This window comes from Acidovorax sp. K2F (assembly GCF_025246485.1).
In the GTDB taxonomy this organism is placed as follows: Bacteria; Pseudomonadota; Gammaproteobacteria; order Burkholderiales; family Burkholderiaceae_C; genus Acidovorax; species Acidovorax delafieldii.
This window is the reverse complement of sequence record NZ_JAOBSQ010000055.1, coordinates 15,060-36,732: the sequence shown is the minus strand read 5'-3', so window position 1 is coordinate 36,732 and position 21,673 is coordinate 15,060. Positions and strand designations below refer to the sequence as shown.

Annotated in this window: 22 protein-coding genes; 3 read left to right on the top strand and 19 right to left on the bottom strand. The window is 64.4% G+C overall.

Annotation, left to right across the window (positions count from 1 at the left end):
• Positions 1-19: 19 nt before the first annotated feature.
• The 10 genes from flgK to flgB form a co-directional block, all read right to left on the bottom strand.
• Positions 20-1,996, bottom strand: a complete 1,977-nt coding sequence (gene flgK / locus N4G42_RS21505) for a flagellar hook-associated protein FlgK (protein WP_260668668.1) — start codon at positions 1,994-1,996, stop codon at positions 20-22.
• A gap of 25 nt (positions 1,997-2,021) precedes the next feature.
• A complete protein-coding gene (flgJ, locus tag N4G42_RS21500) occupies positions 2,022-2,939 on the bottom strand; it encodes a flagellar assembly peptidoglycan hydrolase FlgJ (protein WP_260668667.1) in 918 nt (305 codons plus the stop codon).
• Positions 2,940-2,990: 51 nt separating this feature from the next.
• Positions 2,991-4,142, bottom strand: coding sequence for a flagellar basal body P-ring protein FlgI (locus tag N4G42_RS21495; protein WP_409557857.1), 1,152 nt, complete (start codon positions 4,140-4,142; stop codon positions 2,991-2,993).
• 278 nt (positions 4,143-4,420) lie between these two features.
• Positions 4,421-5,143, bottom strand: coding sequence for a flagellar basal body L-ring protein FlgH (locus N4G42_RS21490; protein WP_055398313.1), 723 nt, complete (start codon positions 5,141-5,143; stop codon positions 4,421-4,423).
• Positions 5,144-5,181: 38 nt separating this feature from the next.
• Positions 5,182-5,964 carry a flagellar basal-body rod protein FlgG gene (flgG, locus tag N4G42_RS21485; RefSeq protein WP_056648212.1) on the bottom strand — a complete coding sequence of 261 codons (783 nt, stop codon included), beginning with the start codon at positions 5,962-5,964 and terminating at the stop codon, positions 5,182-5,184.
• Between the two features lie 43 nt (positions 5,965-6,007).
• Entirely contained in the window at positions 6,008-6,748 is a 741-nt protein-coding gene (flgF, locus tag N4G42_RS21480) for a flagellar basal-body rod protein FlgF (RefSeq protein WP_260668665.1), read from the bottom strand.
• Positions 6,749-6,794: 46 nt separating this feature from the next.
• A complete protein-coding gene (flgE, locus tag N4G42_RS21475; RefSeq protein ID WP_260668664.1) occupies positions 6,795-8,075 on the bottom strand; it encodes a flagellar hook protein FlgE in 1,281 nt (426 codons plus the stop codon).
• 38 nt (positions 8,076-8,113) lie between these two features.
• The gene (locus tag N4G42_RS21470) at positions 8,114-8,767 is read right to left on the bottom strand and encodes a flagellar hook assembly protein FlgD (RefSeq protein ID WP_260668663.1); all 654 of its coding nucleotides are present in this window, start codon (positions 8,765-8,767) and stop codon (positions 8,114-8,116) included.
• Between the two features lie 31 nt (positions 8,768-8,798).
• Entirely contained in the window at positions 8,799-9,203 is a 405-nt protein-coding gene (gene flgC, locus N4G42_RS21465; protein WP_056065662.1) for a flagellar basal body rod protein FlgC, read from the bottom strand.
• 36 nt (positions 9,204-9,239) lie between these two features.
• Positions 9,240-9,710: a flagellar basal body rod protein FlgB gene (gene flgB, locus N4G42_RS21460; protein WP_260668662.1), complete on the bottom strand. Its 471-nt coding sequence runs from the start codon at positions 9,708-9,710 to the stop codon at positions 9,240-9,242.
• A gap of 231 nt (positions 9,711-9,941) precedes the next feature.
• Here flgB and flgA point away from each other — a divergent pair, with 231 nt between their 5' ends.
• From flgA to N4G42_RS21445, 3 genes are all read left to right on the top strand, one after another.
• The gene (gene flgA / locus N4G42_RS21455; protein WP_260668661.1) at positions 9,942-10,754 is read left to right on the top strand and encodes a flagellar basal body P-ring formation chaperone FlgA; all 813 of its coding nucleotides are present in this window, start codon (positions 9,942-9,944) and stop codon (positions 10,752-10,754) included.
• A 94-nt stretch (positions 10,755-10,848) separates the two neighbouring features.
• Positions 10,849-11,169: a flagellar biosynthesis anti-sigma factor FlgM gene (gene flgM / locus N4G42_RS21450; RefSeq protein WP_056065669.1), complete on the top strand. Its 321-nt coding sequence runs from the start codon at positions 10,849-10,851 to the stop codon at positions 11,167-11,169.
• A 42-nt stretch (positions 11,170-11,211) separates the two neighbouring features.
• The gene (locus tag N4G42_RS21445; RefSeq protein ID WP_260668660.1) at positions 11,212-11,583 is read left to right on the top strand and encodes a hypothetical protein; all 372 of its coding nucleotides are present in this window, start codon (positions 11,212-11,214) and stop codon (positions 11,581-11,583) included.
• 115 nt (positions 11,584-11,698) lie between these two features.
• Here the strand turns inward: N4G42_RS21445 and N4G42_RS21440 are convergent, their stop codons facing one another.
• The 9 genes from N4G42_RS21440 to motA all read right to left on the bottom strand — a co-directional run bounded on the left by N4G42_RS21440 (position 11,699) and on the right by motA (position 21,238).
• Positions 11,699-12,415, bottom strand: coding sequence for an RNA polymerase sigma factor FliA (locus N4G42_RS21440; RefSeq protein WP_056065675.1), 717 nt, complete (start codon positions 12,413-12,415; stop codon positions 11,699-11,701).
• Between the two features lie 166 nt (positions 12,416-12,581).
• A complete protein-coding gene (locus tag N4G42_RS21435) occupies positions 12,582-13,379 on the bottom strand; it encodes a hypothetical protein (RefSeq protein ID WP_056065678.1) in 798 nt (265 codons plus the stop codon).
• On the bottom strand, positions 13,372-14,868 hold the full coding sequence (flhF, locus tag N4G42_RS21430; RefSeq protein ID WP_260668659.1) for a flagellar biosynthesis protein FlhF: 1,497 nt from the start codon (positions 14,866-14,868) through the stop codon (positions 13,372-13,374). Before flhF ends, N4G42_RS21435 begins: the two co-directional genes overlap by 8 nt.
• On the bottom strand, positions 14,865-16,946 hold the full coding sequence (flhA, locus tag N4G42_RS21425) for a flagellar biosynthesis protein FlhA (protein WP_260668657.1): 2,082 nt from the start codon (positions 16,944-16,946) through the stop codon (positions 14,865-14,867). The genes flhF and flhA overlap by 4 nt, the downstream gene beginning before the upstream one ends.
• Positions 16,943-18,097, bottom strand: coding sequence for a flagellar biosynthesis protein FlhB (locus tag N4G42_RS21420; RefSeq protein ID WP_260668656.1), 1,155 nt, complete (start codon positions 18,095-18,097; stop codon positions 16,943-16,945). Before N4G42_RS21420 ends, flhA begins: the two co-directional genes overlap by 4 nt.
• Before the next feature lie 222 nt (positions 18,098-18,319).
• Complete coding sequence (locus tag N4G42_RS21415) at positions 18,320-18,937, bottom strand: protein phosphatase CheZ (protein ID WP_260668655.1); 618 nt, start codon at positions 18,935-18,937, stop codon at positions 18,320-18,322.
• 4 nt (positions 18,938-18,941) lie between these two features.
• Positions 18,942-19,328 carry a chemotaxis response regulator CheY gene (gene cheY, locus N4G42_RS21410; protein ID WP_010466076.1) on the bottom strand — a complete coding sequence of 129 codons (387 nt, stop codon included), beginning with the start codon at positions 19,326-19,328 and terminating at the stop codon, positions 18,942-18,944.
• Between the two features lie 72 nt (positions 19,329-19,400).
• Positions 19,401-20,333: a flagellar motor protein MotB gene (gene motB / locus N4G42_RS21405; protein ID WP_056065694.1), complete on the bottom strand. Its 933-nt coding sequence runs from the start codon at positions 20,331-20,333 to the stop codon at positions 19,401-19,403.
• Positions 20,334-20,377: 44 nt separating this feature from the next.
• Positions 20,378-21,238, bottom strand: coding sequence for a flagellar motor stator protein MotA (motA, locus tag N4G42_RS21400; protein ID WP_056065696.1), 861 nt, complete (start codon positions 21,236-21,238; stop codon positions 20,378-20,380).
• Between the last annotated feature and the right edge of the window lie 435 nt (positions 21,239-21,673).

Below are 21,673 nucleotides of genomic sequence, written 5' to 3'. Positions count from 1 at the left end.
CCTCACGCTAGGGCTCCGTTCATCGGCCCAGGCCCTGGATCAGCGAATCAAAAATGTTCTGCGCAATCTGGATCATCTTGGCCGAGGCCTGGTAGGCCTGCTGGTATTGGATCAGCTTCGCGGCCTCTTCGTCCAGGTTCACCCCCGATACGGCCGTGCGGTCGCGCTCCAGGTTGGCGGCGATGGTGGAGGACAGCTGTTCTGCAAACTTGGCGCTCTGGGTGCGTGTGCCCACCTGGGCAATGGCACTGGCGTAGCCGTCGCTCAGGGTCGATTCGTCGAACATCTTGACGTCGCGCAGCCCCATCAGGGCATTAGCGTTGCCTGCATTGCGCGTGTAGGCGTCGCCGTACTGGGGGTCCAGGGCATTGCCGATCACGACGGTGTCGCCGGTCTTGGGGGTGCCTTGCAGCGTGATCTCCCATCCGTTGATGGAGATGGGTTGCCCCGATGTGTAGGGCTGTGCGGTGGCGAGCGACGTGGGAGGCGCGGTGCCGCGGTCGAGGACGTCGTAGGTGGTGGGGGGGCCGGCATTGAACTGCAGCTGTATGCCCCCGAGGATAGGCGGGACAGCTGTCGGGTTGGCGTTTGCCGGCAGTACTAGCCCCGGTGGGTTGGGCAGGCCCGTGGCCTTGAGGTTGCCCAGCTGCATGGTGCCGCCGTTGGCGGTGCCCATGGCTGCGTTGATGGGGTTGGCTGCGGCCAAGTCGCGCGGCGAATACACCAGCGCCTGGATGTTGTTGGCGGCCGTGCTGAACGGCTTGAACAGCATGCGCTCGCCGGGGTTGCCGGGCGTGGTGAGGTTGAAGTTGAGCCCGTCGATCTGCAGCGTGGCCAGGTTGGCGGCGTCGGTGAACGGGGTCGATTTGCCGTCGGACAGACGCACCACCTGGCCGGCCGTGCCGGTGGTAAAGCGGATCTCGTAGTCCGAGGCTTCAAACTGCGTGGGACCCGTGAACGACACCGTGCCCACGCCTGCGCCGTTGGTATAGCCCGGCATGCTGGTGGGCAAGGCGAACAGGTCCTTGCCTGGCACGCCGTCCAGCGTCAGGCCCAGGTTCTGCTGGTCGTTCATCGTCATGCCGATGGCCAGCGCCATGCGGCCCAGCAGATTGCGCCCTTCGCTCAGGTCCGTGTTCTGAAAGCGCAGCAGTCCCGAGACGGTGCCACCACCCAGCACGTTCTCGTCGAGTTCAACGGGGGTGGCGCCAGGGCGGTTGAAAAACAGCTTGGACTGGCCGCTGCCAGGGAACGCGGTTGCATCTCCCAGCGACAGGCTGGTGGCCGTGCTGCCCAGCACCAAGGGCTGGCTCCCCGCCACGAACAAACCTACGGTGCCGTCATCTGCCGGGATCTGGGTGGTCTGCACGTACTGGTTAATGTCGCGGATGATCTGGTCGCGTTGGTCCAGCAGGTCGTTGGGGCTCTGGCCATTGCCGGTGGCACGGGCGATTTGCTCATTGATCGCCGCCATCTGCGTGGCCAGGCTGTTGATGGCGGTCACGCTGCTCTGCAGCTGTTCCTTGACGGTGTATTCGATCTCGTTGATCCGGTCGCTGGCGGTGCGCATGCGTGCGGCCGTTTCGTCCAGCCGCGTGAGAACCACCGTGCGTGCCGTGATGTCGGTGGGGCTGCTGACCACGTCCGAGAACGCGTTCATCATGTCGTTGATGGCGGCCCCCAGGCCCTGGGTGCCGCCGCTGAACACTTCCTGCAACTGGCTCAGGCGCTGGGCGCGGATGGCGTCCGCAGCCTGCGTCGATCCGGCGGCAGCCGACTGGCGCGTGAGCAGCTCGCTCTGGTTGCGCAGAATGGTCTGCACATCCACGCCCTGGCCGATGTAGCCGCCGCCCGTGAACTGGCCCTGGACGGTTTGCAGCACCACCGTCTGGCGCGAATAGCCGGGTGTATTGACGTTGGCAATGTTGTGGCCTGCCGTCTGCAAGGCCACCTGGTTGGCCAGCAGGGCGCGGGCGCCGACGTTGAGCAGACTCATGGCTTACCTCGGTTCTTCTCGTCCATCACGCCTGGGCGCGCTGTACACGCAGCGCGCTGTTGATAGCGCCGCTGAGCTTCTTGGCGTACTCCGGGTCGGTGGCGTAACCGGCCTTTTGCAGCTCGGCCGCGTAGGCCACGGCAGAGCCCGTCTTGGCGGTGGCCTGGGCTTTTTCGTAGCGCGGGTTGTCGGTGATCAGCTTGGCGTAGTCGCGGAAGGAATCCTCGTACGAGTCGTACGCGCGAAACTTGGCCACCACCTTGCGCGGTGTGCCGTTGATGTATTCGGTGGTCGTGATCTCGGCCACCTTGCCGGTCCAGCCCTTGCCCGCCTTGATGCCGAACAGGTTGAACGAGTTGCCGCCGTTGGCGGTCTTGATCTCGCTCTTGCCCCAGCCGGTTTCGTGCCCGGCCTGGCCGAGCATGAAGCTGGCGGGAATGCCGCTTTCCTGCGCCACGCGCTCGGCGGTGCCGCTCAGGTGCTGCACAAAGCCTTCGCGGCCCTTGGGGACGGGCAGGGTGGTATCGACGGAAGACGTGGTGGCGGAGGTTGCAGACCGGTTCTGTGCCTGCGGCAAGCTCAGCGTGGACGGCACCGAGAAGTTGGTGTCCGCACCGCCCATCTGGCGCGAAAGCTGGCGGGCGATGGCTTCGGACAGGCCGCCCTGCAGGCCTGACATATTCACAGACAGCTGCTGGTCCAGCATGTCCTGGCCCAGGTTGGTCTGCTCGCCCTCCATCAGGCCGGACTTCATGGTGGCGTCGCGCATGCTCTTGATGAGTTCGCGCATGAACAGCGATTCAAACTGCTTGGCTGCCTCGCGCGTGACCTGTGCGCTGTTGGCGGTGCCCGCGTCGTATTTGAGGGAGTTGAGCGAGCGGATATCGACCGCCAGCGCGTTCGAGGGGCTGGAGGTGCTGGACGAGGGCAGGGTCAGGGCCATGGTCGCTCCCGGTGGATGATGCGCGCAGCGGCAGCAGCAGGGCGAGCCATGTCAGATCACCTCCAGCTCGGCGTTCAGCGCGCCGGCGGCCTTGATGGCCTGCAGGATGGCCAGCAGGTCGCCGGGTGTGGCGCCCAGCGTGTTGAGGGCCTTGACCACGTCGGCCAGCTGCGGCGACGCGGGCATCTGGATCACGTTGCCCGGTTCCTGGTTGATGGTGATGTCGCTCTTTTGCGTGACCACCGTCTGCCCCTGGGAGAGCGCATTGGGCTGGCTGACCACGGGCGTGGAGCTGATGGTGATCGACAGGTTGCCGTGGGCGATGGCACAAGGCCCCAGCGTGACCGACTGGTTGAGCACCACTGAGCCCGTGCGGGCGTTGATGACCACCTTGGCAGAGGGCGTGGAGGATTCGAGCGGCAGCTCTTCCAGGTCGGCAATGAAGCCGACGCGGGCGCCGGGGTCGATGGGAGCGCGCACCTGCACCGTGCGGCCGTCCAGCGCAGTGGCCAGGCCGTTGCCCAGCTTGGCGTTGATCACCTGCGCCACGCGGCGGGCGGTCTGGAAGTCCGAGGCGTTCAGGCCCAGGTTGATGGTGTCGCCTTCGTTGAGCGGGGTGGGCACGGCCCGTTCCACTTGCGCACCGAGCGGAATGCGGCCTGCGCTCAGGTGGTTGATCTGCACCTTGCTGCCACCGGACGACGCGCCAGCGCCGCCCACCACCATGTTGCCTTGGGCTAGCGCATAGATCTCGCCGTCCGCGCCACGCAGCGGTGTGACGATGAGTGTGCCGCCCTTGAGCGACTTGGCGTTGCCCATGGACGAAACGTTCACGTCGATTTGCTGGCCCGGCTGGGCAAAGGCGGGCAGTTGCGCCGTGACGATTACCGCCGCTACGTTCTTGAGCTGCAACTGCGACGCCGTGCCGGGGGGCAGGCTGATGCCCATCTGCTGCAGGTAGTTGGACATGGCCTGCGTGGTGTAGGGCATCTGCGTGGTCTGGTCGCCCGTGCCGTCCAGCCCCACGACCAGGCCGTAGCCCGTCAGCTGGTTGCTGCGCACGCCCTGCACCGCCGCCACTTCCTTGATGCGCAAGGCCTGTGCAGGCGTTGCCAGACCTGCGGCCGCCAGGGCCAGCAGCAGCCACAGCGCGCGCGCCGTGCGGGTCAGGGGGGAGTGGGACGAGGCTTTCATGGCATCCATTGTGGTGGGCCATGGCCAGAACTAAAACCCAAAAAGAAGCGGGTTCACCGGCTTATTGGCTGCGTCTGAAGCCGCGTTGGCAAAGGGTGCGCAGACGCGGCCTGTGAGCGGTCTGGCGGGCCATTTTTGAGCAAAAACGGCCGGAGGCGCCAGTGCAATATGCGCCAATAGCTATCAAATTCGTAGTGAATAGAGCAGCACCCAACCTCCCGCCAGATACCGGGAGGAGGGGGAGGGGCGTACTGGGCGTGATGGCGCACTCAGGGCGCCCGGGCTGGTCAGAACGGCGTGACGGTGTTGAAGAACCGGCCCAGCCAGCCCATCGCCTGGGCTTCGTTCTGTGCACCGCGTCCGCGCGATTCGACGCGCACATTGGCGACCTGGGTCGAGTTCACGATGCTGCCGGGTTGCAGTGCGCGTGGGTCCACCGTGCCCGAAAAGCGCAGTACATCCACGTTCTGGTTCACGCCGATCTGCTTCTCGCCAGTGATGACCAGGTGGCCGTTGGGCAGCACATCCACCACCGTGGCGGTGATGGAGCCGGTGAAGGTGTTGGCGCTTTCGGTGCCGCCCTTGCCGGAGAACGCATTGCCCGAATTGGCGCCCACGCCCAGCTTGTCGGTGAAGGTCTTGCTGGTGAAGGGCAGGGCGGTCACGCCGGCAGAGACTTCGGAGGTGCGGTCCACCGTGGACGACGACTTCTGGCTGGCCGTCACGTTTTCCACGATCTGGATGGTCACGTTGTCGCCCACCAGGCGCGCGCGGCGGTCTTCAAACGCGGGCCGGTAGCTGGCGTTGTGGAACAGTCCGCCCGTCACCGGGGGCGGGGTGCGCGGTGCAGCGGCGAGCGGGGGCGGGGTGGTGGGCAGGATGTCCACCGGCGGCGGTGGCGACAGGGTGGCGCAGCCGGCGCACAGCAGTGCTGCGCCCAGCGCGGGGATGCCCGCACGCAGCGAGCCAAGTGCCTGCAGCAGGCGAAGAGGGCGTGTGAAAGTGCGCATGGCGAAGGTCCTGGGCAAAAGCGCGGGGGGCATTCCGGTCACAGCTGGGCGAGCTTGGCCAGCATCTGGTCCGAGGTCTGGATGGCCTTGGAATTCATCTCGTAGGCGCGCTGGGTCTGGATCATGGTGACCAGCTCTTCCACCACGTTGACGTTGGAGGCTTCCAGAAACCCCTGCTTGATGATGCCCAGGCCGTTCGTGCCGGGGGTGCCCTGCTGGGGCTGGCCGGAGGCGGCGGATTCCTTGAACAGGTTCTGCCCGATCGGCTCCAGGCCGGCCGGGTTGATGAAGCTGGCCATGGCCAGGTTGCCCACGGTCTGCGGCTGTGTGTTGCCCGGCACGGTGACTGCCACGGCGCCTTCGGCACTGATGCTGACGCTGGTGGCGTTGGCCGGAATGGTGATGCCATTGACCACGGGCAGCCCGCTGGACGTGACCATGCGGCCCTGGGCATCGACCTGGAAGGAGCCGTCGCGGGTGTAGCCCACGGTGCCATCGGGCATGGTCACTTCAAAGAAGCCGTTGCCGTTGATGGCGACATCCAGGTTGTTCTTGGACTCCTGCAGGCTGCCCTGCATGAAGTTGCGGCTGGTGGCCACCGTGCGCACGCCCAGGCCCAGGTGCAGGCCGGTGGGCAGCTGGTTCTGCTCGGTGGTGTTGGCGCCCACCTGGCGCAGGTTCTGGTAGATCAGGTCTTCGAACACCGCGTTGTTGCGCTTGTAGCCGGTGGTGGAGACGTTGGCCAGGTTGTGCGAGATGACGTCGAGCTGGGTCTGCTGGGCAGACATGCCGGTCTTGGCGATCCAGAGGGAGTTGATCATGGTGCTTCCTTTTGGCGGGTGCGTGCAGGGTGGGGCAGCGGCATCAGCCGTTCATGCTCAGCAGCTGGCTGGCGGTCTTGTCGTTGGTTTGGGCGGTCTGCAGCAGCTTCATCTGCTGCTCGAACTGGCGCGATGCAGCGATCATCCCGACCATGCATTCGACCGGGTTCACGTTCGAGCCCTCCAGCGCGCCCGACAGCATGCGGGCGTTGGCGTCGTTGGGCATGGGGTCGCCCGAGGTGGTGCGGAACAGCCCGTCGTCGCCGCGTTTGAGCGGATCTTCGGGCGTGGGCGTGGCCAGCTTGAGGCGGCCAATGGCCTGGGCGGGCTGGCCCGGAATCTTGGAGGTCACGGTGCCGTCCGACCCGAGCGACACATCGGCTCCGGGCGGCACGTCGATGGGCGCGCCGCCATCCGACAGCACAGGCAGTCCGGTGGGGGTGAGCAGCTGGCCCGTGGCCGACACCTCGAAGCTGCCGGCGCGGGTGTAGGCCTCGGTGCCATCCAGTCCCTGCACCGCAAACCAGGCATTGCCTGCGGCCATCGCGTCGAGATTGCGGCCGGTGCGCTGCACGGGGCCGGGGGTATTGACGTAGCCCGAGGTGGCCTCCAGCGCAAACACGCGCGTCTTGGCGCCGTCGCCCTGCAGCGGCACCGAGCGGAAGGTGGACATCTCGGCGCGGAACCCGCCGGTGGACACGTTGGCGAGGTTGTTGGACAGCACCGCCTGCCGGTGGGCAGCGGCGTTGGCGCCTGTCATCGAGGTGTAGATGATGCGGTCCATGGGGGATCTCCGGGGTCCTGGACGGGTTCAGTGGGGGGTCAGCCGGTCAGCGCAGGTTCACCAGGGTGGACATCACCTGGTCTTGCGTCTTGATGGTCTGTGCATTCGCCTGGTAGGCGCGCTGGGCAGTCATCATGTTCACCAGCTCGGCCGTGAGGTCCACGTTGGAGTCTTCCAGGGCGCCCGAGCGCAGCGAGCCAAAGCTGCCATCCGTGGCGGTGCCGACGACGGGCTGGCCCGACTCGAAGGTGGCCACCCAGTTGTTGCTGCCCACCGAGGCCAGGCCCTGCGTATTGCGGAAGCTCGACAGCGCCAGCTGGCCCTCGGCACGCGTCACGCCGTTGGAATAACGGGTCATGATCATCCCGTTGTTCTCGATGTTGATGCCGGTCAGCTCGCCCGAGGTGTAGCCGTCCTGGCTCAGGTTGGACACCGCAAACTTCTTGCCGAACTGCGTCACCTTGTCCAGGCTCACGTCCACGGTATAGGTGGGCAGGTTATTGGGGTTGGGCGGCGTGGGGTTGATGGTGAGCGGCAGCGAAAAGCCCGTGGCGGGTGGCGTGGCCACCGGGCCGGTGATGGCGCCGTTGTTGTCGAAAGTGATCTGGCCGATGGGCGTGGCCACCACGGGCGGCACAGCGGTGGGGTCGTCCAGGGCGTCGTATACGTCCCAGGTGTTGGCGGTGGCGGTTTTCTGAAAGTACAGGCTCACCGGTTTGGCCACGCCCTGGCTGTCGAACACGTTGATCGACGTGCCATAGGTGGCGCGCGGCGTGGCCGGGATGGGGGGCGTGGCTGCGGGGTTGCCCGCCGCGTCGGTGGCGCGGGCATCCAGGTTGAAGGCCGCCGTGATCGTGGTGGTCTGCTTGGCGGGAATCGGCTCGGCGGTCGGGAACACCATGGGGATGGGGTCGGTGCCGGTGCGCAGACCCGTCACCGGGTCTACCGGGTAGCCCATCACCGACGCGTTGTCGTTGGTGATCATGTTGCCTTCCTTGTCCAGCTTGAAGTTGCCGGAGCGGGTGTAGGCGGCGGTGCCATCGGGCAGCGTGAGGGTGAAGAACCCATTGCCATTGATGGCCACGTCCAGGCTGTTGCCGGTGATGGTCAGGTTGCCCTGGGTGAATTGCTGCGCCACGGCGCCCACTTCCACGCCGATGCCTGCATTGGAGCCCCCTGCCGAGCCGATGGCAGAGGCCACCATCTCGGCAAACTCGGCCCGCGAGGCCTTGAACCCGACGGTGTTGGAGTTGGCAATGTTGTTCCCGATGACATCGAGGTTCTTGCTGGCGGCGTTCAAGCCGGACAGGCCTTGCTGAAAACTCATGGTGTTCTCCTGTTGACGCGATACGAAGCAGGCTGGTGTTACACCAAGGCCTTGATCTGGCTGTAGTTGATGGTTTTGCCGTTGGACAGGCTCAGCACCAGCTGTCCGTCCTCGGCGCCTGCGGCCGTCACCTTGGCAAGGTTCAGTGCGGTGGAGTCCAGCTTTGTGGAGCCATTGACGGCCGTCACGCGGAACTGCAGCCCTTCGGTGGAGCCGGTGTACTGGCTGGCGTCCCAGTCGAAGGTGTGGCGGCCCGCTGCCTTGGCACCCAGGTCGATGGTGTCCACCACCTGCCCGCCTGCGGTTGTGACCTCGATCTTCACGTTGGTGGCGGCCGAGCCCAGCTCGAAGCCGCCCTTGCCGGTCTTGTCCGCCACCGCCAGGCTGGAGCCCTCGGTCAGCACATTGCGGCCCACCAGGGCTGTGCCCTGCATGACCTGTAGCGAGTTGAACTGCGAAGCCATGCTCTGCATGGTCTGGTTCAGTTGCTGGATGCCGGTCACCGTGTTGATCTGCGCGATCTGCGAAGTCATCTGGGCGTTGTCCAGGGGGTTCATCGGGTCCTGGTTGTTCAGCTGCGCAACCAGCATTTTCAAAAAGCGGTCTTGCGCGGCAGCCGGGTCGGTGGACGCGTTGGCCTTGGTGCTGGACGAGTCCGTCACCGTGGGGGCGTTGGTGGCACTGAGAATCATGGTGGTGTCCTTCTTGGAGCAGGCTCTTGCCTTACTGGCCCATCTGCAGGGTTTTGAGGAGCAGCGACTTGGCCGTGTTCATGACCTCGACGTTGTTCTGGTACGAGCGCGAGGCAGAGATCATGTTGACCATCTCCTCAACCGCGTTGACGTTGGAGTGCGTCACATACCCCTGCTCGTCGGCCGACGGGTGGCTGGGGTCGTGCACGCGGCGGCCCGGCACATTGCTTTCGCTGACACCGCTGACCTTGACACCCGCAGAGCTGTCGGCCCCCATGGGCGCTGTCTGGAACACCACCTGGCGTGCCTTGTAGGCCTGACCATCGGGGCCTGCCACGGCGTCCACATTGGCCAGGTTGCTGGCCACCACGTTGAGCCGCTGCGACTGCGCACTGATGGCGCTGCCCGATACGTTGAAAATCGAAAACATGGACATGGGGTGGCTCGCTTTCTGCGCTGCGGGGCTGGCTGGTTATTGGCCCTGGATGGCGCTGAGCATGGTCTTGGCGTTGCCGTTGATGAACCGCAGCGTGGCTTCATAGCGCACGGCGTTGTCGACGAAGTTAGCGCGCTCGCGGTCCAGGTCCACCGAGTTGTTGTCCAGGCTCGGTTGCGTTTGCACCGCATAGCCCAGGGCGCCTTGCCGGTCGATGCTGGTGCTGGAATTCACGGTGGGCAGCGGAGTATGGTGCGGATCGGTCGTGCCCGCAGTTCCGTACGAGCTTCCGGTTGCAAGCCGCGTGACCGCCGCGCCGGCAGTGCCTGTGGCGGAAGAAGTCATGCCCGTGGCCTCGCGCAGCGCGTCGCCGAACTTGAAGTCGCGTGCCACATAGCCAGGGGTGTCGGCGTTGGCAATGTTGCTGGCGATGGCGCGCTGACGTTCCCCACGCAGCACCAGGGCGTTGCCGTGAAAATTCAGCTGGTTGGTCATCTTGTCAAGCATGTGTGCCTCACACCGTCGGTTGCAAAGTCGCCATCCCCGGGGGGCTTTTGGCGTGGTTCGATTATGGAAACCGCGCCCTTTTTCTAAAGCGCGAAGAAGTGGCAAATGGATGCGCAGTTCCGGGTTTTGCGTCCGGGTCATCTGCCTATAGTTCCAGGGGTGAAATGGCCCCTGCCTTCCGTAGCACCCCGTGCGCGGGCAGCCTGGCCAGCCGATGCCCAGGAGGCCCCTATGACCGCCCACTTCCTTTTCTCTGACGCCAACACCGACGCCGCGCTGTGGGGCGCCACCCGGCAGTCGCACGTTGTGCGTGCCGGCGCCTTGGTGCGTACGTTCTGCCTGGTGGGTGTATTGGCTGTGGCTGCGCTGGGCCCCCATGGTGTTGCGCACGCCCAGTCGGCGGCAGACCCCGCGGCGGACCTGGGGCCGCTTACCCAGCGCTGGCTGGACGATGCGTTGGCCCGCAATCCGTCCTCCGCGCTGCCACTGCGTATGGAAGTGAGTGTTGGCTCACTGGATTCGCGCCTGCGGCTGGCGCCCTGTGCGCGCGTTGAACCCTATCTGCCCGTAGGTGCCCGCCTGTGGGGCCGGACCCGTCTGGGGCTGCGCTGCGTGGAGGGCGCCACCGCATGGAACGTGTTTTTGCCCGTCACCATCAAGGCGTTTGGCCCAGCCTGGGTGTTGACCAACAATGTGGCGCCCGGTGCCGTGTTGACGGCCAATGACGCCACAGAGGCCGAAGTGGACTGGGCGGCCGATTCCTCTCCCGTCATGGCCAATCCCGAGCTGTGGGTAGGGCAGACCGCGGCCCGCCAACTGGTGGCGGGGCAGGCGGTGCGCCAGGCCATGGTGCGTGCCCCCTTGCTGTTCAAGGCCGGTGCCCAGGTGAAAGTGGTGGCCCAGGGGCCAGGCTATGCGGTCAGTTCTGCGGGCCAGGCGTTGACCGCAGGCTCTGCCGGACAGACTGTGCGCGTGCGCATGGAGAATGGCCGAATCGTAAGTGGAACTGTGAATGATTCTGGGACAGTGGATGTCACTCTGTGATGACGCCCCGGTAATAAATGGCTAAAGTCCGGGCCAAATGGGTCGAAAACATTGCTACTGATGCCCCACATCCAACGGGGTGGTGGAGAGAGCGATGAAGATAGGTCAAACACCGGAACTGCCGGGCGGGTTGCCGCCGACGGGGCTTGCCAAGCAAGCCAAGGCCCCAGCCAGCGCTGCTGAAGGAGCCACGAAGGACGCACTGATGGCGTCATCCGCCGGTGTGCCTGTCACTGTGTCCACCGCGGCCCGGGCGCTCAGCCCTGCCACCCGCAGCACGGCAGATTTTGACGCAGGCAAGGTCAAGGCAGTGCGCGCTGCCATCGAAAAGGGCGAATTCTCGGTCGACGCCGAAGCCATCGCCGACAAGCTGTTGTCCAACGCCCAGGAGATCCTGTCCCGCTCGCGGGGTTGACCGGCGTTTTGCTACCGGGCGCAATCCATCGCACAATGCGCCATGTCTCTGGAAGAATCTCTCTCGGCTGTTGAGCAGCTGATCGAAAAAGTCTCCGCCGCACTTCTCGCGGCCGACCCCACCTCCCTGGAAAAAAACAGCACGGCCTTGCGTGATGCAGCGGCCGATTTTTCGCGTGCGCTGGAGCAGGCGGCCGCGCGGGGGTTGCCCTTGCCAGCGTCGCTGCAAAAGCGCGCGGATGCGATCCGCAGCATGCTGATCCTGCACCGTGAAAGCCTGGCCCGGCTTGCTGCCAGCACGGACCGCCAAGCCGCTGGCCTGTTGCCCCCCAATGCGGCGGCTACTTATGGCAATGGCCTGGGGGCGCGCGGAGCCGCGCCGGGTGTGGCGCGCATCTACCGCTCTGCAGGCTGAGCGGCATCCATTGTTCTGAAGGGGTTGTGGGCCCGGTCGCGAAAAGCGGCGGCCCGTAACCCTATGGCCCTGCGCAACGACCTGCGCGGCGCCTGGTGTTCGCCGGTGGGGGCGCTCAGTGCGCGCGCATCTTGGCCCGCAGCCGGGCAATGGACTGGCTGTGCAGCTGGCACACGCGCGACTCGGTGACGCCCAGCACGGCGGCAATTTCCTTGAGGTTCATGTCATGTTCGTAGTACATGCCCATGATGTGCTGCTCGCGCTCCGGCAGGGTTTTGATGGCGTTGACCAGTGACGTCTTGAGCCGTTGATCACGCAGCAGCTCCACCGGGTCGGCTGCACTGTCGGCAACGTGGCGGTCCAGAAACCCATCCTCGTCGTCGTTGCCATGCGTCATGTCTTCGAGGTACACCAGCTGGGTACCCCGGACCTTGCCCAGCAGATTCTGGTAGTCCGCCAGGCTCATGCCCATTTCGCTGGCTATTTCGGACTCCAGCGGGCTGCGTCCCAGCTTTTGCTCCAGCCGGTGCACAGCGTGTTCAATGTCTTTCTGGCTCTTGCGCGAGCTGCGGCTCATCCAGTCGCCCTCGCGCAGCTCGTCGAGCATGGCGCCCCGGATACGCTGGGTGGCAAAGGTTTCAAACTGCACGCCCTGTGCCACTTCGTAGCGCGACAGGGCTTCGGCCAGCCCCATCATGCCGACCTGGATCAAGTCATCCAGCTCGACATTGGGAGGCAGCTTGGCGATCATGTGGTGCGCAATCCTCCGGACCAGCGGTACATGCTGGCGGATCATGGCATCGCGATCAAGCTGGCCTTTGGCGGTGTACATAGAGAGGGTGTTATGCACTGGTAGGGCGGGTATGCGATCTTGTTCTGGAGCCGCTTTGGGGGGCCATCACCCGATCTTTTTCCGCCGCCCGGGGCCAGCAACTTGCCAGACCGTGGGAAGCGTTTCGGGTCAACGTGCGTACGTAGAGGTGCATCACAGGCTCTGGTCAGTGGCTCCGGACAAAATGCGCAGGCATGCCTGTCAAGTTGCTGGGTGTCAGCGCAGCCAGCGCTCCGTTCATAGTGCCCGCATTTTCCAGCAGTTGCAAGGCCAGGCGCTGAAGCTCCTGGGGGTTCTGAGTGGCAATGGTGGTGGTTCGTATCGGGCCGCCCAGATGGCGCTCGGCACATGCCTGCAAGGTCATCAGCTGGGACTGGGCCTTGCGGCGTTCGGCGGCGGTGTTGCCGTGCAGCAAAGCGGCCACCATGCAGGGCAAGCCAGTGTGTAGCGCAATCTGCTTGAGGCTCTTGTAGCTGGTCATCACGCCCGCTGCGCCACTGCCCATGACCACCAGCGGCACCGTGGCCGTGTGGGTGAGCAGGGGCCCCAGGGTGGAGGCTGGTGCGTGAATCACCATGAGGCCGTAAGTCCTGAAGCAGGGCAGCAAGCTCTCCATGGGCGAGCGTGTGCTGCCGCTGGCCTTGCGGCTCAGGTGCTGCAGCCCCTTGGCCGCTGGAATCACGGCGAGGGAGGATGCGGTGGCGCCCAGGTTCAGGCTGGCGCCGTCATTCCACGTTGCATGTTGCAGCAGGTGCAGCAGCCCGGGGCTGTCGTCGGACTCCTGCGCCGTGCCGTCGAGTACCACCACCGGATAGCCCAGCCGCTGCAGGCTGGCGCAGATCTGCCATAGCGTTTCCAGGCCGCTCGCCGTGTTGCCCTGGCTGGCGACTGCCAGCAGCCGCAGCTCTGCCTGCGGGGTGAGGCTGTGCAGGCTGGCCGCCTGGTGAAAACCCAGATCAAGCATCGACCAGCCCCCCCTCCGTCACGGTGTCAGGAGAGTGCGAGAAGAAGAAGTTCAGGTCCGTGGCCTTGGGGTCGAAAGCCGACTTCGCCGGCGACCGCATGGAGGCGCTGATGAGCTGGTGGGCGTTGGCACGCTCCCAGTCCTCGGGCACGCGCTGGCCGTTGGTCACGCCGCGCAGCACCATCTGGTGGCGGATCAGTGCGTCGATGGCGGGGCCCAGCTTCACGGCCTCGTCCACCTTGGACAGGATGGCCTGTTGCGAGCCGTCGGTCTTGAAGGCGGTCAGTACGTCATCCAGCGTGTCGCCATGGCAGCCGGCGTTGAGCACCAGCAGGCGGTTCACATGGGGCAGGTCCAACACATCCAGCATGTCGCGCTTGCGGGGGTCGCGGGGAGCCACGCCGGTGGTGTCGATCAACACCATTTTTTTGCCGCTGAGCAGACCCAGCAGGTCTTGCAGCGCGGCGCGGTCGTGTGCCAGGTGGGCCACGATGCCCAGCATGCGCCCGTAAGTGCGCAGTTGTTCGTGCGCGCCCACACGGTAGGTGTCCAGTGTGATCAGCCCCACACTGCCGGGGCCGTGGATGCGGGCGCACATGGCAGCCAGCTTGGCGGTGGTGGTGGTCTTGCCCACACCCGTAGAGCCCACCATGGCGAAGATGCCGCCCTGTTCATAAAGAGGGGGATCGGTCTGGTCGGTCTTGAGGTTGCGTTCCAGCACCTCCATCAGCCAGCGCACCGATTCGCCCGCCGACAGGTCTTCGGGCATGCGTTCGAGCACGGCGCGGGCCAGCGACGGGGAGTATCCGGCACGGATCATCTTCAGCATCAGGTTGGACTGGATCGGGTTCTGGCGCGCCTGCCCCAGCCAGGCCAGCGTGTTGAAGCGGTCTTCGATCAGCTCTTTCATCGCGTGAAGCTCGTTCATCACGCTCTGCTGGTTGTTCGACTGGATCAGGTGGGCGCTGGGAGCTTCCTGCCGGCGGCGCGGTGGCTCGGGCGGCATGTCCATCGGGATGGTGCGCAGCGGGTTGTGGCGCGCCACCGAGGGCGCGGGCATGCGTTCACGTTCTGGTTCCTGGTCGCGGCTGCGTTCAGACAGTGTCTGGGGTTCCGAGGGACCATTCAGTGCCTCGTGGCGGCGGCGCAGCATGCGTTCGCGCACATAGTCCTGGAACGACAGCGTGCTCATGGCCAGCTGTTCGGTGTCTTCCTCGACCGGGTTGCGGCCCAGGCCCGACGCTGCTGCCGATTGGCTGGCGTGCTGTGGGGTGCTGCGCGCAGTGCTGGGCGCCAGCAGGGGCGGATTGGACGAAGCGGTGGGCACACCACCGTCCAGAGCCGACAGCGTGTCCTCGGCCGTGGCCACCACTTCCACGCCGTTGGCCGTGGGGCGGTTGGACAGAATCAGCGTGCCGTCGCCAAAGGCCATGCGCGCCTTGGCCAGAGCCTCCCGGGAGGTGGGGGCGGTAAAGCGTTTGATGTTCATGCTGATGCACCTTTAAGGATCGGCCCAATACGGATGGTGTGGGTCTCTGGAATTTCACTGTGTGCCAGCACCTGCAGGCGGGGCGCTACGCGGCGCACCAGGCGGGAGATGGCATTGCGGATCTGGTCGGGAACCAGCAGGCAGGCGGGCAGGCCCATCTCTTCCTGCTTGAGAGCCACTTCGGCGGCCTTTTGTGTGAGGATGTCGGCCACGCCGGGGTCGAGCGCGGGGCCTGCCGTGTTGCCCAGGGCTTGCACCAGCAGGCGCTCCAGGCCGGGCTCGATGGCAATGACGTTGAGCTCGCGGGTGGGGCCGTAGATCTGCTGGACGATGGCGGGCGAGAGCGCAATGCGCACGCGGCGGGCCAGCTCGACGGGGTCCGAGACGCCGCCAGCATGCTCGGCCAGCGTTTCGATGATGGTGCGGATATCGCGGATGTGCACAGACTCTTCCAGCAGCAGCTGGAGGACTTTCTGGAACGTTGCGATGGAGACCATTTTCGGAACCACTTCTTCGATGAGCTTGGGGGCCAGCTTGGCCACGTGTTCCACCAGTTGCTGCGTTTCCGTGCGACTGAGGAGCTTGGCGGCTTGCACTTGCATCAAGTGTGACAAATGGGTGGCCATCACGGTTTCGGAATCAACGACGGTAAAACCGGCCATTTGTGCGGCTTCCTTTTGCCGATCGTCGATCCAGTGTGCTGGCAGGCCAAAGGCAGGGTCGGTGGTGGCCGTGCCGATCAGCGGCGTGGTGATGCCGCCGGGGTTGATGGCCAGGAACATGCCAGGGAAGGCTTCGCCCTCGCCCACCACCACGCCGCGCAGCGTGATGCGGTAGCCGCTGGGCTTGAGTTCGAGGTTGTCACGTACGTGCACGGCAGGGGGCAGGAAGCCGACTTCCTGTGCAAACTTGCGGCGCACGCCCTTGATGCGGGTGAGCAGGTCGCCCTGGCGGCTCTTGTCCACCAGGCTGATGAGGCGGTATCCCAGTTCCAGGCCCAGCAGGTCCACGGGCTGCAAGTCGTCCCAGGTGGCTTCGCCATCGGTGGCGGGCGGCGGTGGGGCTTCGACCACCGGGGGAACCTTCTGGCGCTCGTACATCATCCAGGCGCCGTAGCCCAGCAGGCTGCCCATGGTCAGGAACACCACATGCGGCATGCCGGGGATCAAACCCAGCAGGATCAGGATGCCTGCCGTCACGCCCAGCACGCGGGGCGACATGAACAGCTGCTGAACGATCTGGCGGCCCATGTCGTGGTCCTTGCCCACGCGCGAGATCACCATGGCGGCTGCCACCGAAATCAGCAGGCCGGGAATCTGCGCCACCAGCGCATCGCCAATGGCCAGCAGGATGTAGCTGTCTGCGGCCTGCTTGGCCGACAGGTCGTGTTGCAACACACCAATGGCGAAGCCGCCAATGATGTTGATGAGCAGGATCAGGATGCCCGCCACGGCGTCGCCGCGCACGAACTTGGACGCGCCGTCCATGGAGCCGAAGAAGTTGGCTTCTTCCGCCACTTCGGCACGGCGACGCTTGGCTTCTTTTTCGTCGATCAGGCCGGCGTTCAGGTCGGCATCCACCGCCATCTGCTTGCCGGGCATGGCGTCCAGGGTGAAGCGCGCCGACACTTCGGCAATGCGCTCGGCGCCCTTGGTGATCACCACGAAGTTGATCACCACGAGGATCGCAAAAACGATCAGGCCGACGGCGAAGTTGCCGCCGATCAGGAAGTGGCCGAAGGCCTCGATCACTGCACCCGCTGCGCCAGGGCCCTGGTGGCCTTCGAGCAGCACCACGCGCGTAGAGGCCACGTTCAGCGACAGGCGCATCAGTGTGGTCAGCAGCAGCACCGAAGGGAATGCCGCGAAGTCCAGCGGACGCAGCATGTACGCCGCCACCATCATCACCATCAGCGCGACGGCGATGTTGAGCGTGAAAAATGCATCCAGCAGCCACGGGGGGATGGGCAGCACCATCAGCGCCAGAATCGCCACCACCAGCAGTGGTGCCGACAGGCCCTGGAGGGCGCTGGCATTGGTGCCCGCCCATTGCTGCAAAGACTTTACGGAGGTGTTCATACGGCAGCACCTTGCACCGTGGTGCGGTTCAGCGGATCGAGTTCAGGCGGCACGAAAGGCTCCACCAGGCTGTCGGGCATGCGGCCTTCGCCACGCAGGGCCGCCTTGAGGCGGTACACATAGGCCAGCACCTGGGCAACGGCGGTGTAGAGCGTCGCGGGGATGGCCTGGTCCAGCTCGGCATGGGCATACAGCGCACGGGCCAGCATGGGCGACTGCAGCACGGGCACGTTGTGCTCCTTGGCCACGTCGCGGATCTTCATGGCGATGAGGTCAGTGCCGCGCGAGATGACCTGGGGTGCACTCATGGTCTTCTCGTCGTATTTGAGGGCCACGGCGTAGTGGGTGGGGTTCATCACCACAAAGTCGGCCTTAGGGACGGCGCCTACGCTGGCCCGGTCGGCGATCTCGCGCTGCTTCTGGCGGATTCGGCCCTTGGTGTGGGGGTTGCCGTCAGACTCCTTGTGCTCCTGCTTGACTTCCTCGTGCGACATCTTCAGTCGTTCCTTGAAGAAGAACGCCTGCAAAGGCACATCCACCAAAGCTGCCAGAAACACGACCAGCAGCAACAGGCTCATGCCCGAGGTCAGCCAGTCTGCAATCTGGCGGATGGCCAGCGGCGAGGGCTGCAGCACCAGCATGGCGACCGTTTCGAGGCTGTTGCCCAGGAACTTCCAGGCCACGTAGGTCAGGATGGCGGTCATCAGCACCATCTTGGCCACGTTGGCCATCTGCTGCTTGGAAAACAGGTTGGCCAGTCCGGAGATCGGGTTGAGTCGGTTGAACTGCGGTGTGATGGGCTTGGCACTGAGAATCCAGCCGCCCGCCCCGATGGCGCTGATCAGCCCCGCAGCGCTGGTGAGGGTAGCAAACACCGTGCTGGCCACCAAGCCCACGATGACCATGTCCTGCAGCCGCGAGAGCATGGTGCCTGGCGTCATCACCGTGGCCGCATTGAACGCCAGCTGCTGGCTCATGGCCCACTGCATGCGGTCCATCAGCTGTGGGGCCAGCAGCAGCATGCATGCGGCGCCCGCGCCCAGGATGGCCAGGTGCGACAAGTCGCGCGAGCGTGCCCCTTGGCCGTCTTCGCGCGCTTTTTGCAGCTTGCGTTCTGACGCGGGGAGGCTTTTTTCTTGGCTGGATTCCATGGTGGCATGACGGCTGGTGTCATGCCATTGTCGTGAGCGACCTGGAAATCTAAAGGCTGATAAGGGGGCTGCAGCCCCCTCTTTTCGGTGGTGCCTGGGGTGTGTCTAGCGGCGGGTCTGTGTCTGACCCGCGCCGTGGATTACTGCCATTCTTTTTAAAAATGATAGCAATCAGGTCATATTGCACTAGCGCTGGAGGGTTGTCAGACTGAAAACGGAGCGTCAGAAGCCCAGACTGGCCAGCAGGTCGTCCACCTGGGACTGGTCGGTGACCACGTCGGGGGTGTTCTCCGGGTCCACCACCGGGCCCTGAAGATGCGCTGCGCGGGCGGGCTCGGCGGGCGCCTGGGCGCTGGGCGGAGCCGTCTGGATGAGCAGTTGCACCAGCTGCTCTTCAATGGTGGCTGCCAGATTCACCACGCGCGCAATCACCTGGCCGGTGAGGTCGTGAAAATCCTGCGCCATCATGATTTCGGTGAGGTGCGTGTCGGCTTCCTTGGTCACGCGCTCCACGTCGGTCAGAAAGTTGAAGATTTCGCCCTTGGCCACGGCCGCCACCGGGTCCGCCACCAGCGAGTTGACGACCCGGCGCGTTTCCGCCGCAATGTAGTCGTGCTGGGCCTTGGCCTGTTCGACGCGGTTGAGCACCTTCTCTGCCGCTTCTCCCGTCAGGCGGGCGATATAGGAAAGTCGGCTCTGCGCGTCGGGGAGCTCGCCCATGGAGCCGCGCAGCTTGTCGGCATAACCCAGCTCGTTGAGCGAATCGTGAAGCTGACGTGTCAGCAGGCCAATCTTGTGATGAACATCGGCAGGCTGGCTGTTGTCCGGTGTGTCGTCCATGGTGTCATAACCCCATCTTCTTCAGAATCAAGGTCACTTTCTCTTCCAGAGTTGCCTTGGTGAAGGGTTTGACGATGTAACCCGCAGCACCTCCCTGGGCGGCGGCAACGATGTCTTCCTTGCGGGCTTCGGCGGTCACCATCAGGACGGGCAGGTGTTTGAGCTTGTCGTCCTTCTTGATCTCGGCCAGCAGCTGGAAGCCGTTCATGTTGGGCATGTTGATGTCGGTCACCACAAAGTCAAACTTGCTGTTGCGCAGCTTGTTGAGTGCGGCGACACCATCCTCGGCCTCGTCGGCGTCTGCAAACCCGCTCTCCTTGAGCAGGTTGCGAACGATGCGTCGCATGGTGGAGAAGTCGTCAACGATCAAAAAACGAAGGGCTGTGGTCACTTGGGACCCTTTCAGTCGAGATTTACTGTAAGCATTGTCATGGGTGGCAGGTTTGGTGACAAGTCGTAACTGTTACCTGCTTGGGGGGGGATTTTCCCGCTTTTCCGTCAACAGTTCTGTGGACGTGATTTCAGGAATCCCTTTGCCCATGAGCCGTTCTTCGGCCTCCCGGGTCAACACCGTGATGGTGATGCGCCGGTTGGAGGGGGAGCGTGGGTTCTTGGGGTCCAGCAGATCACTGGCGGCCAAGCCCACCACGCGGCCCAGTTTAGCGTCTGGCATGCCCGCAGAGACCAGTTCCCGCCGCGAGGCGTTGGCGCGATCTGCCGATAGCTCCCAGTTGCTGTAACCCTTTTCGCTGTTGCCATAAGGTACGGCGTCGGTGTGGCCTGCAAGGCTGATGCGGTTTTCGACGCCACCGAGGGCTGCGCCAATTTCGCGCAGGATGTCGCGCATGTAGGGTTTTACCAACGCGCTACCGCTGTCGAACATGGGGCGGTTCTGGTCGTCGATGATCTGGATCTGCAGCCCGTCGGGCGTGATGTCGATGCGGATCTGTGACTTGTACTCATTCAGGCGCGGGTTCTCGGTGATCAGCGCATCGATCTTGGCCTCCAGGGCCTTGATGCGTTCCTGGTCCTGCTTGGCCCGTTCTGCCCGCGCGGCATCGATGCTCATGCGGCGCTGCTTGGCTTCTTCCACATCGGAGCGGCGCACCTGGCCATGCACCTTGGCCAGATCGTTGCCGCCACCGGGGATGACGCTGGAGCTGTTGCCTGCACCGTCGCCACCGGTCATCGCCACTTTGAGCGGCGAAGCGAAATATGCCGCGATGCCCTGCAGCTCACCTTTGGCCGTGGAGCCCAAAAGCCACATCAGCAAGAAGAACGCCATCATTGCCGTCACAAAGTCGGCATAAGCGATCTTCCAGGCGCCACCGTGCACCGCGTGGCCGCCTTTCTTGACGCGCTTGATGATGATGGGCTGGAGCTTCTTTTCTGCCATGGTGGTGGTGGGGCGTTACGGCGCGGCTACCGCATTCGCGGCGGCTACTTCTTGCCCTTCACGTGTCCTTCCAGCTCCGAGAAGCTGGGGCGTACGTTGGAGAACAGCACCTTGCGGCCAAACTCAATGGCCGTGGCGGGGTTGTAGCCCTGCATGCTGGCGAGCAGGGTGGACTTGATGCACTGCAGTTCCTTGGCGGCGTCCTCGGTCTTTTGCTCGACGAGTCCACCCAGGGGCTCGACCACGCCGTAGGCCAGCAAAATGCCCAGGAACGTCCCCACCAGCGCCGAGCCGATCATCCCACCCAGTACAGAGGGCGGCTGCCCCACCGAGCCCATGGTGTTCACCACGCCCAGCACGGCGGCCACGATCCCGAAGGCGGGCAGGGCGCCTGCCAACCGGGCCAGCGCAGCCACGGGAGCATGGGCCTCCTGGTGGTGGGTATCGATTTCGCTGTCCATCAGCGCCTCGATCTCGTGGGAATTCAGGTTGCCCGACACCATCATGCGCAGGTAGTCGGTGGTGAACTCGATCACGTGGTGGTCACTGCCCACCGTGGGGTATTTCTTGAAGATCTCGGACTCGTGGGGCGCTTCCACATCCTTCTCAATGGCCATCAGCCCCTCTTTGCGGGCCTTTTGCAGGATGTCATAGAGCATCGCCATCAACTCCATGTAGCGCTCTTTGGTGTATTTGGAACCCTTGAGCGCCATCGGCAGTGCGGCCAAGGTGGCCTTGATCACCTTGGGCTGGTTGTTCACCACAAACGCGCCCAGTGCGCCGCCCAAAATGGTGATGATCTCAAACGGCAGTGCCTTGAGAATCACGCTGATATTGCCTCCGTGCATGATGTACACACCGAAGATGCAGCCGAGGCAGACGACGTAACCGATGATGACAAACATGCTTTAGACGTTTAGGGCGGCGGCAGGGGCACGACTGCGCTGGGGAGGGCTGCAGTCCACGGATTGACCGAAGGTTACTGCAAATGTATCGGATTGCAGAACGCGAAATGCCCCATGAGAACGGTCAACAGGGGGCTTCTTGGGCAAATGATTCGCGCCGGCTGGAGAGGGGCAACTGGCTTGCGAGATGGCTGGAGAGCGTGCGCATGCTGGGTAGGGCTGTTGAGCGCCTCCTCGGGGCAGGGCTGATTCAGGGGCTGATATTTCCTCTGAATTTGCATTGCAATGCGCTGATGTGAACGTAATTGCTGCCTGGATTGCTATCAATTTTGCACTGATCTGATGCTGAGGATGCCGGGAGCCAGCACTCGCTGGTTGATCGCGCCGCAGGCAAATGTCTTATTTGGGCGGTATTTCAGCAACGACTGCACCTTT

Coding starts and splice junctions, on each gene's coding strand:
- flgC (WP_056065662.1), bottom strand. CDS start 9,203: ATGTCCATGTTTTCGATTTTCAACGTATCGGGCAGCGCCATCAGTGCG.
- N4G42_RS21435 (WP_056065678.1), bottom strand. CDS start 13,379: ATGCTTGATCTGGGTTTTCACCAGGCGGCCAGCCTGCACAGCCTCACC.
- motA (WP_056065696.1), bottom strand. CDS start 21,238: ATGTTTGTCATCATCGGTTACGTCGTCTGCCTCGGCTGCATCTTCGGT.
- N4G42_RS21415 (WP_260668655.1), bottom strand. CDS start 18,937: ATGGACGACACACCGGACAACAGCCAGCCTGCCGATGTTCATCACAAG.
- flhA (WP_260668657.1), bottom strand. CDS start 16,946: ATGAACACCTCCGTAAAGTCTTTGCAGCAATGGGCGGGCACCAATGCC.
- flgB (WP_260668662.1), bottom strand. CDS start 9,710: ATGCTTGACAAGATGACCAACCAGCTGAATTTTCACGGCAACGCCCTG.
- flgM (WP_056065669.1), top strand. CDS start 10,849: ATGAAGATAGGTCAAACACCGGAACTGCCGGGCGGGTTGCCGCCGACG.
- flhF (WP_260668659.1), bottom strand. CDS start 14,868: ATGAACATCAAACGCTTTACCGCCCCCACCTCCCGGGAGGCTCTGGCC.
- flgJ (WP_260668667.1), bottom strand. CDS start 2,939: ATGGCCCTGACCCTGCCCTCGTCCAGCACCTCCAGCCCCTCGAACGCG.
- N4G42_RS21490 (WP_055398313.1), bottom strand. CDS start 5,143: ATGCGCACTTTCACACGCCCTCTTCGCCTGCTGCAGGCACTTGGCTCG.
- flgG (WP_056648212.1), bottom strand. CDS start 5,964: ATGATCAACTCCCTCTGGATCGCCAAGACCGGCATGTCTGCCCAGCAG.
- N4G42_RS21420 (WP_260668656.1), bottom strand. CDS start 18,097: ATGGAATCCAGCCAAGAAAAAAGCCTCCCCGCGTCAGAACGCAAGCTG.
- N4G42_RS21470 (WP_260668663.1), bottom strand. CDS start 8,767: ATGATTCTCAGTGCCACCAACGCCCCCACGGTGACGGACTCGTCCAGC.
- flgK (WP_260668668.1), bottom strand. CDS start 1,996: ATGAGTCTGCTCAACGTCGGCGCCCGCGCCCTGCTGGCCAACCAGGTG.
- motB (WP_056065694.1), bottom strand. CDS start 20,333: ATGGCAGAAAAGAAGCTCCAGCCCATCATCATCAAGCGCGTCAAGAAA.
- flgA (WP_260668661.1), top strand. CDS start 9,942: ATGACCGCCCACTTCCTTTTCTCTGACGCCAACACCGACGCCGCGCTG.
- flgE (WP_260668664.1), bottom strand. CDS start 8,075: ATGAGTTTTCAGCAAGGCCTGTCCGGCTTGAACGCCGCCAGCAAGAAC.
- flgF (WP_260668665.1), bottom strand. CDS start 6,748: ATGGACCGCATCATCTACACCTCGATGACAGGCGCCAACGCCGCTGCC.
- N4G42_RS21440 (WP_056065675.1), bottom strand. CDS start 12,415: ATGTACACCGCCAAAGGCCAGCTTGATCGCGATGCCATGATCCGCCAG.
- N4G42_RS21495 (WP_409557857.1), bottom strand. CDS start 4,142: ATGGATGCCATGAAAGCCTCGTCCCACTCCCCCCTGACCCGCACGGCG.
- N4G42_RS21445 (WP_260668660.1), top strand. CDS start 11,212: ATGTCTCTGGAAGAATCTCTCTCGGCTGTTGAGCAGCTGATCGAAAAA.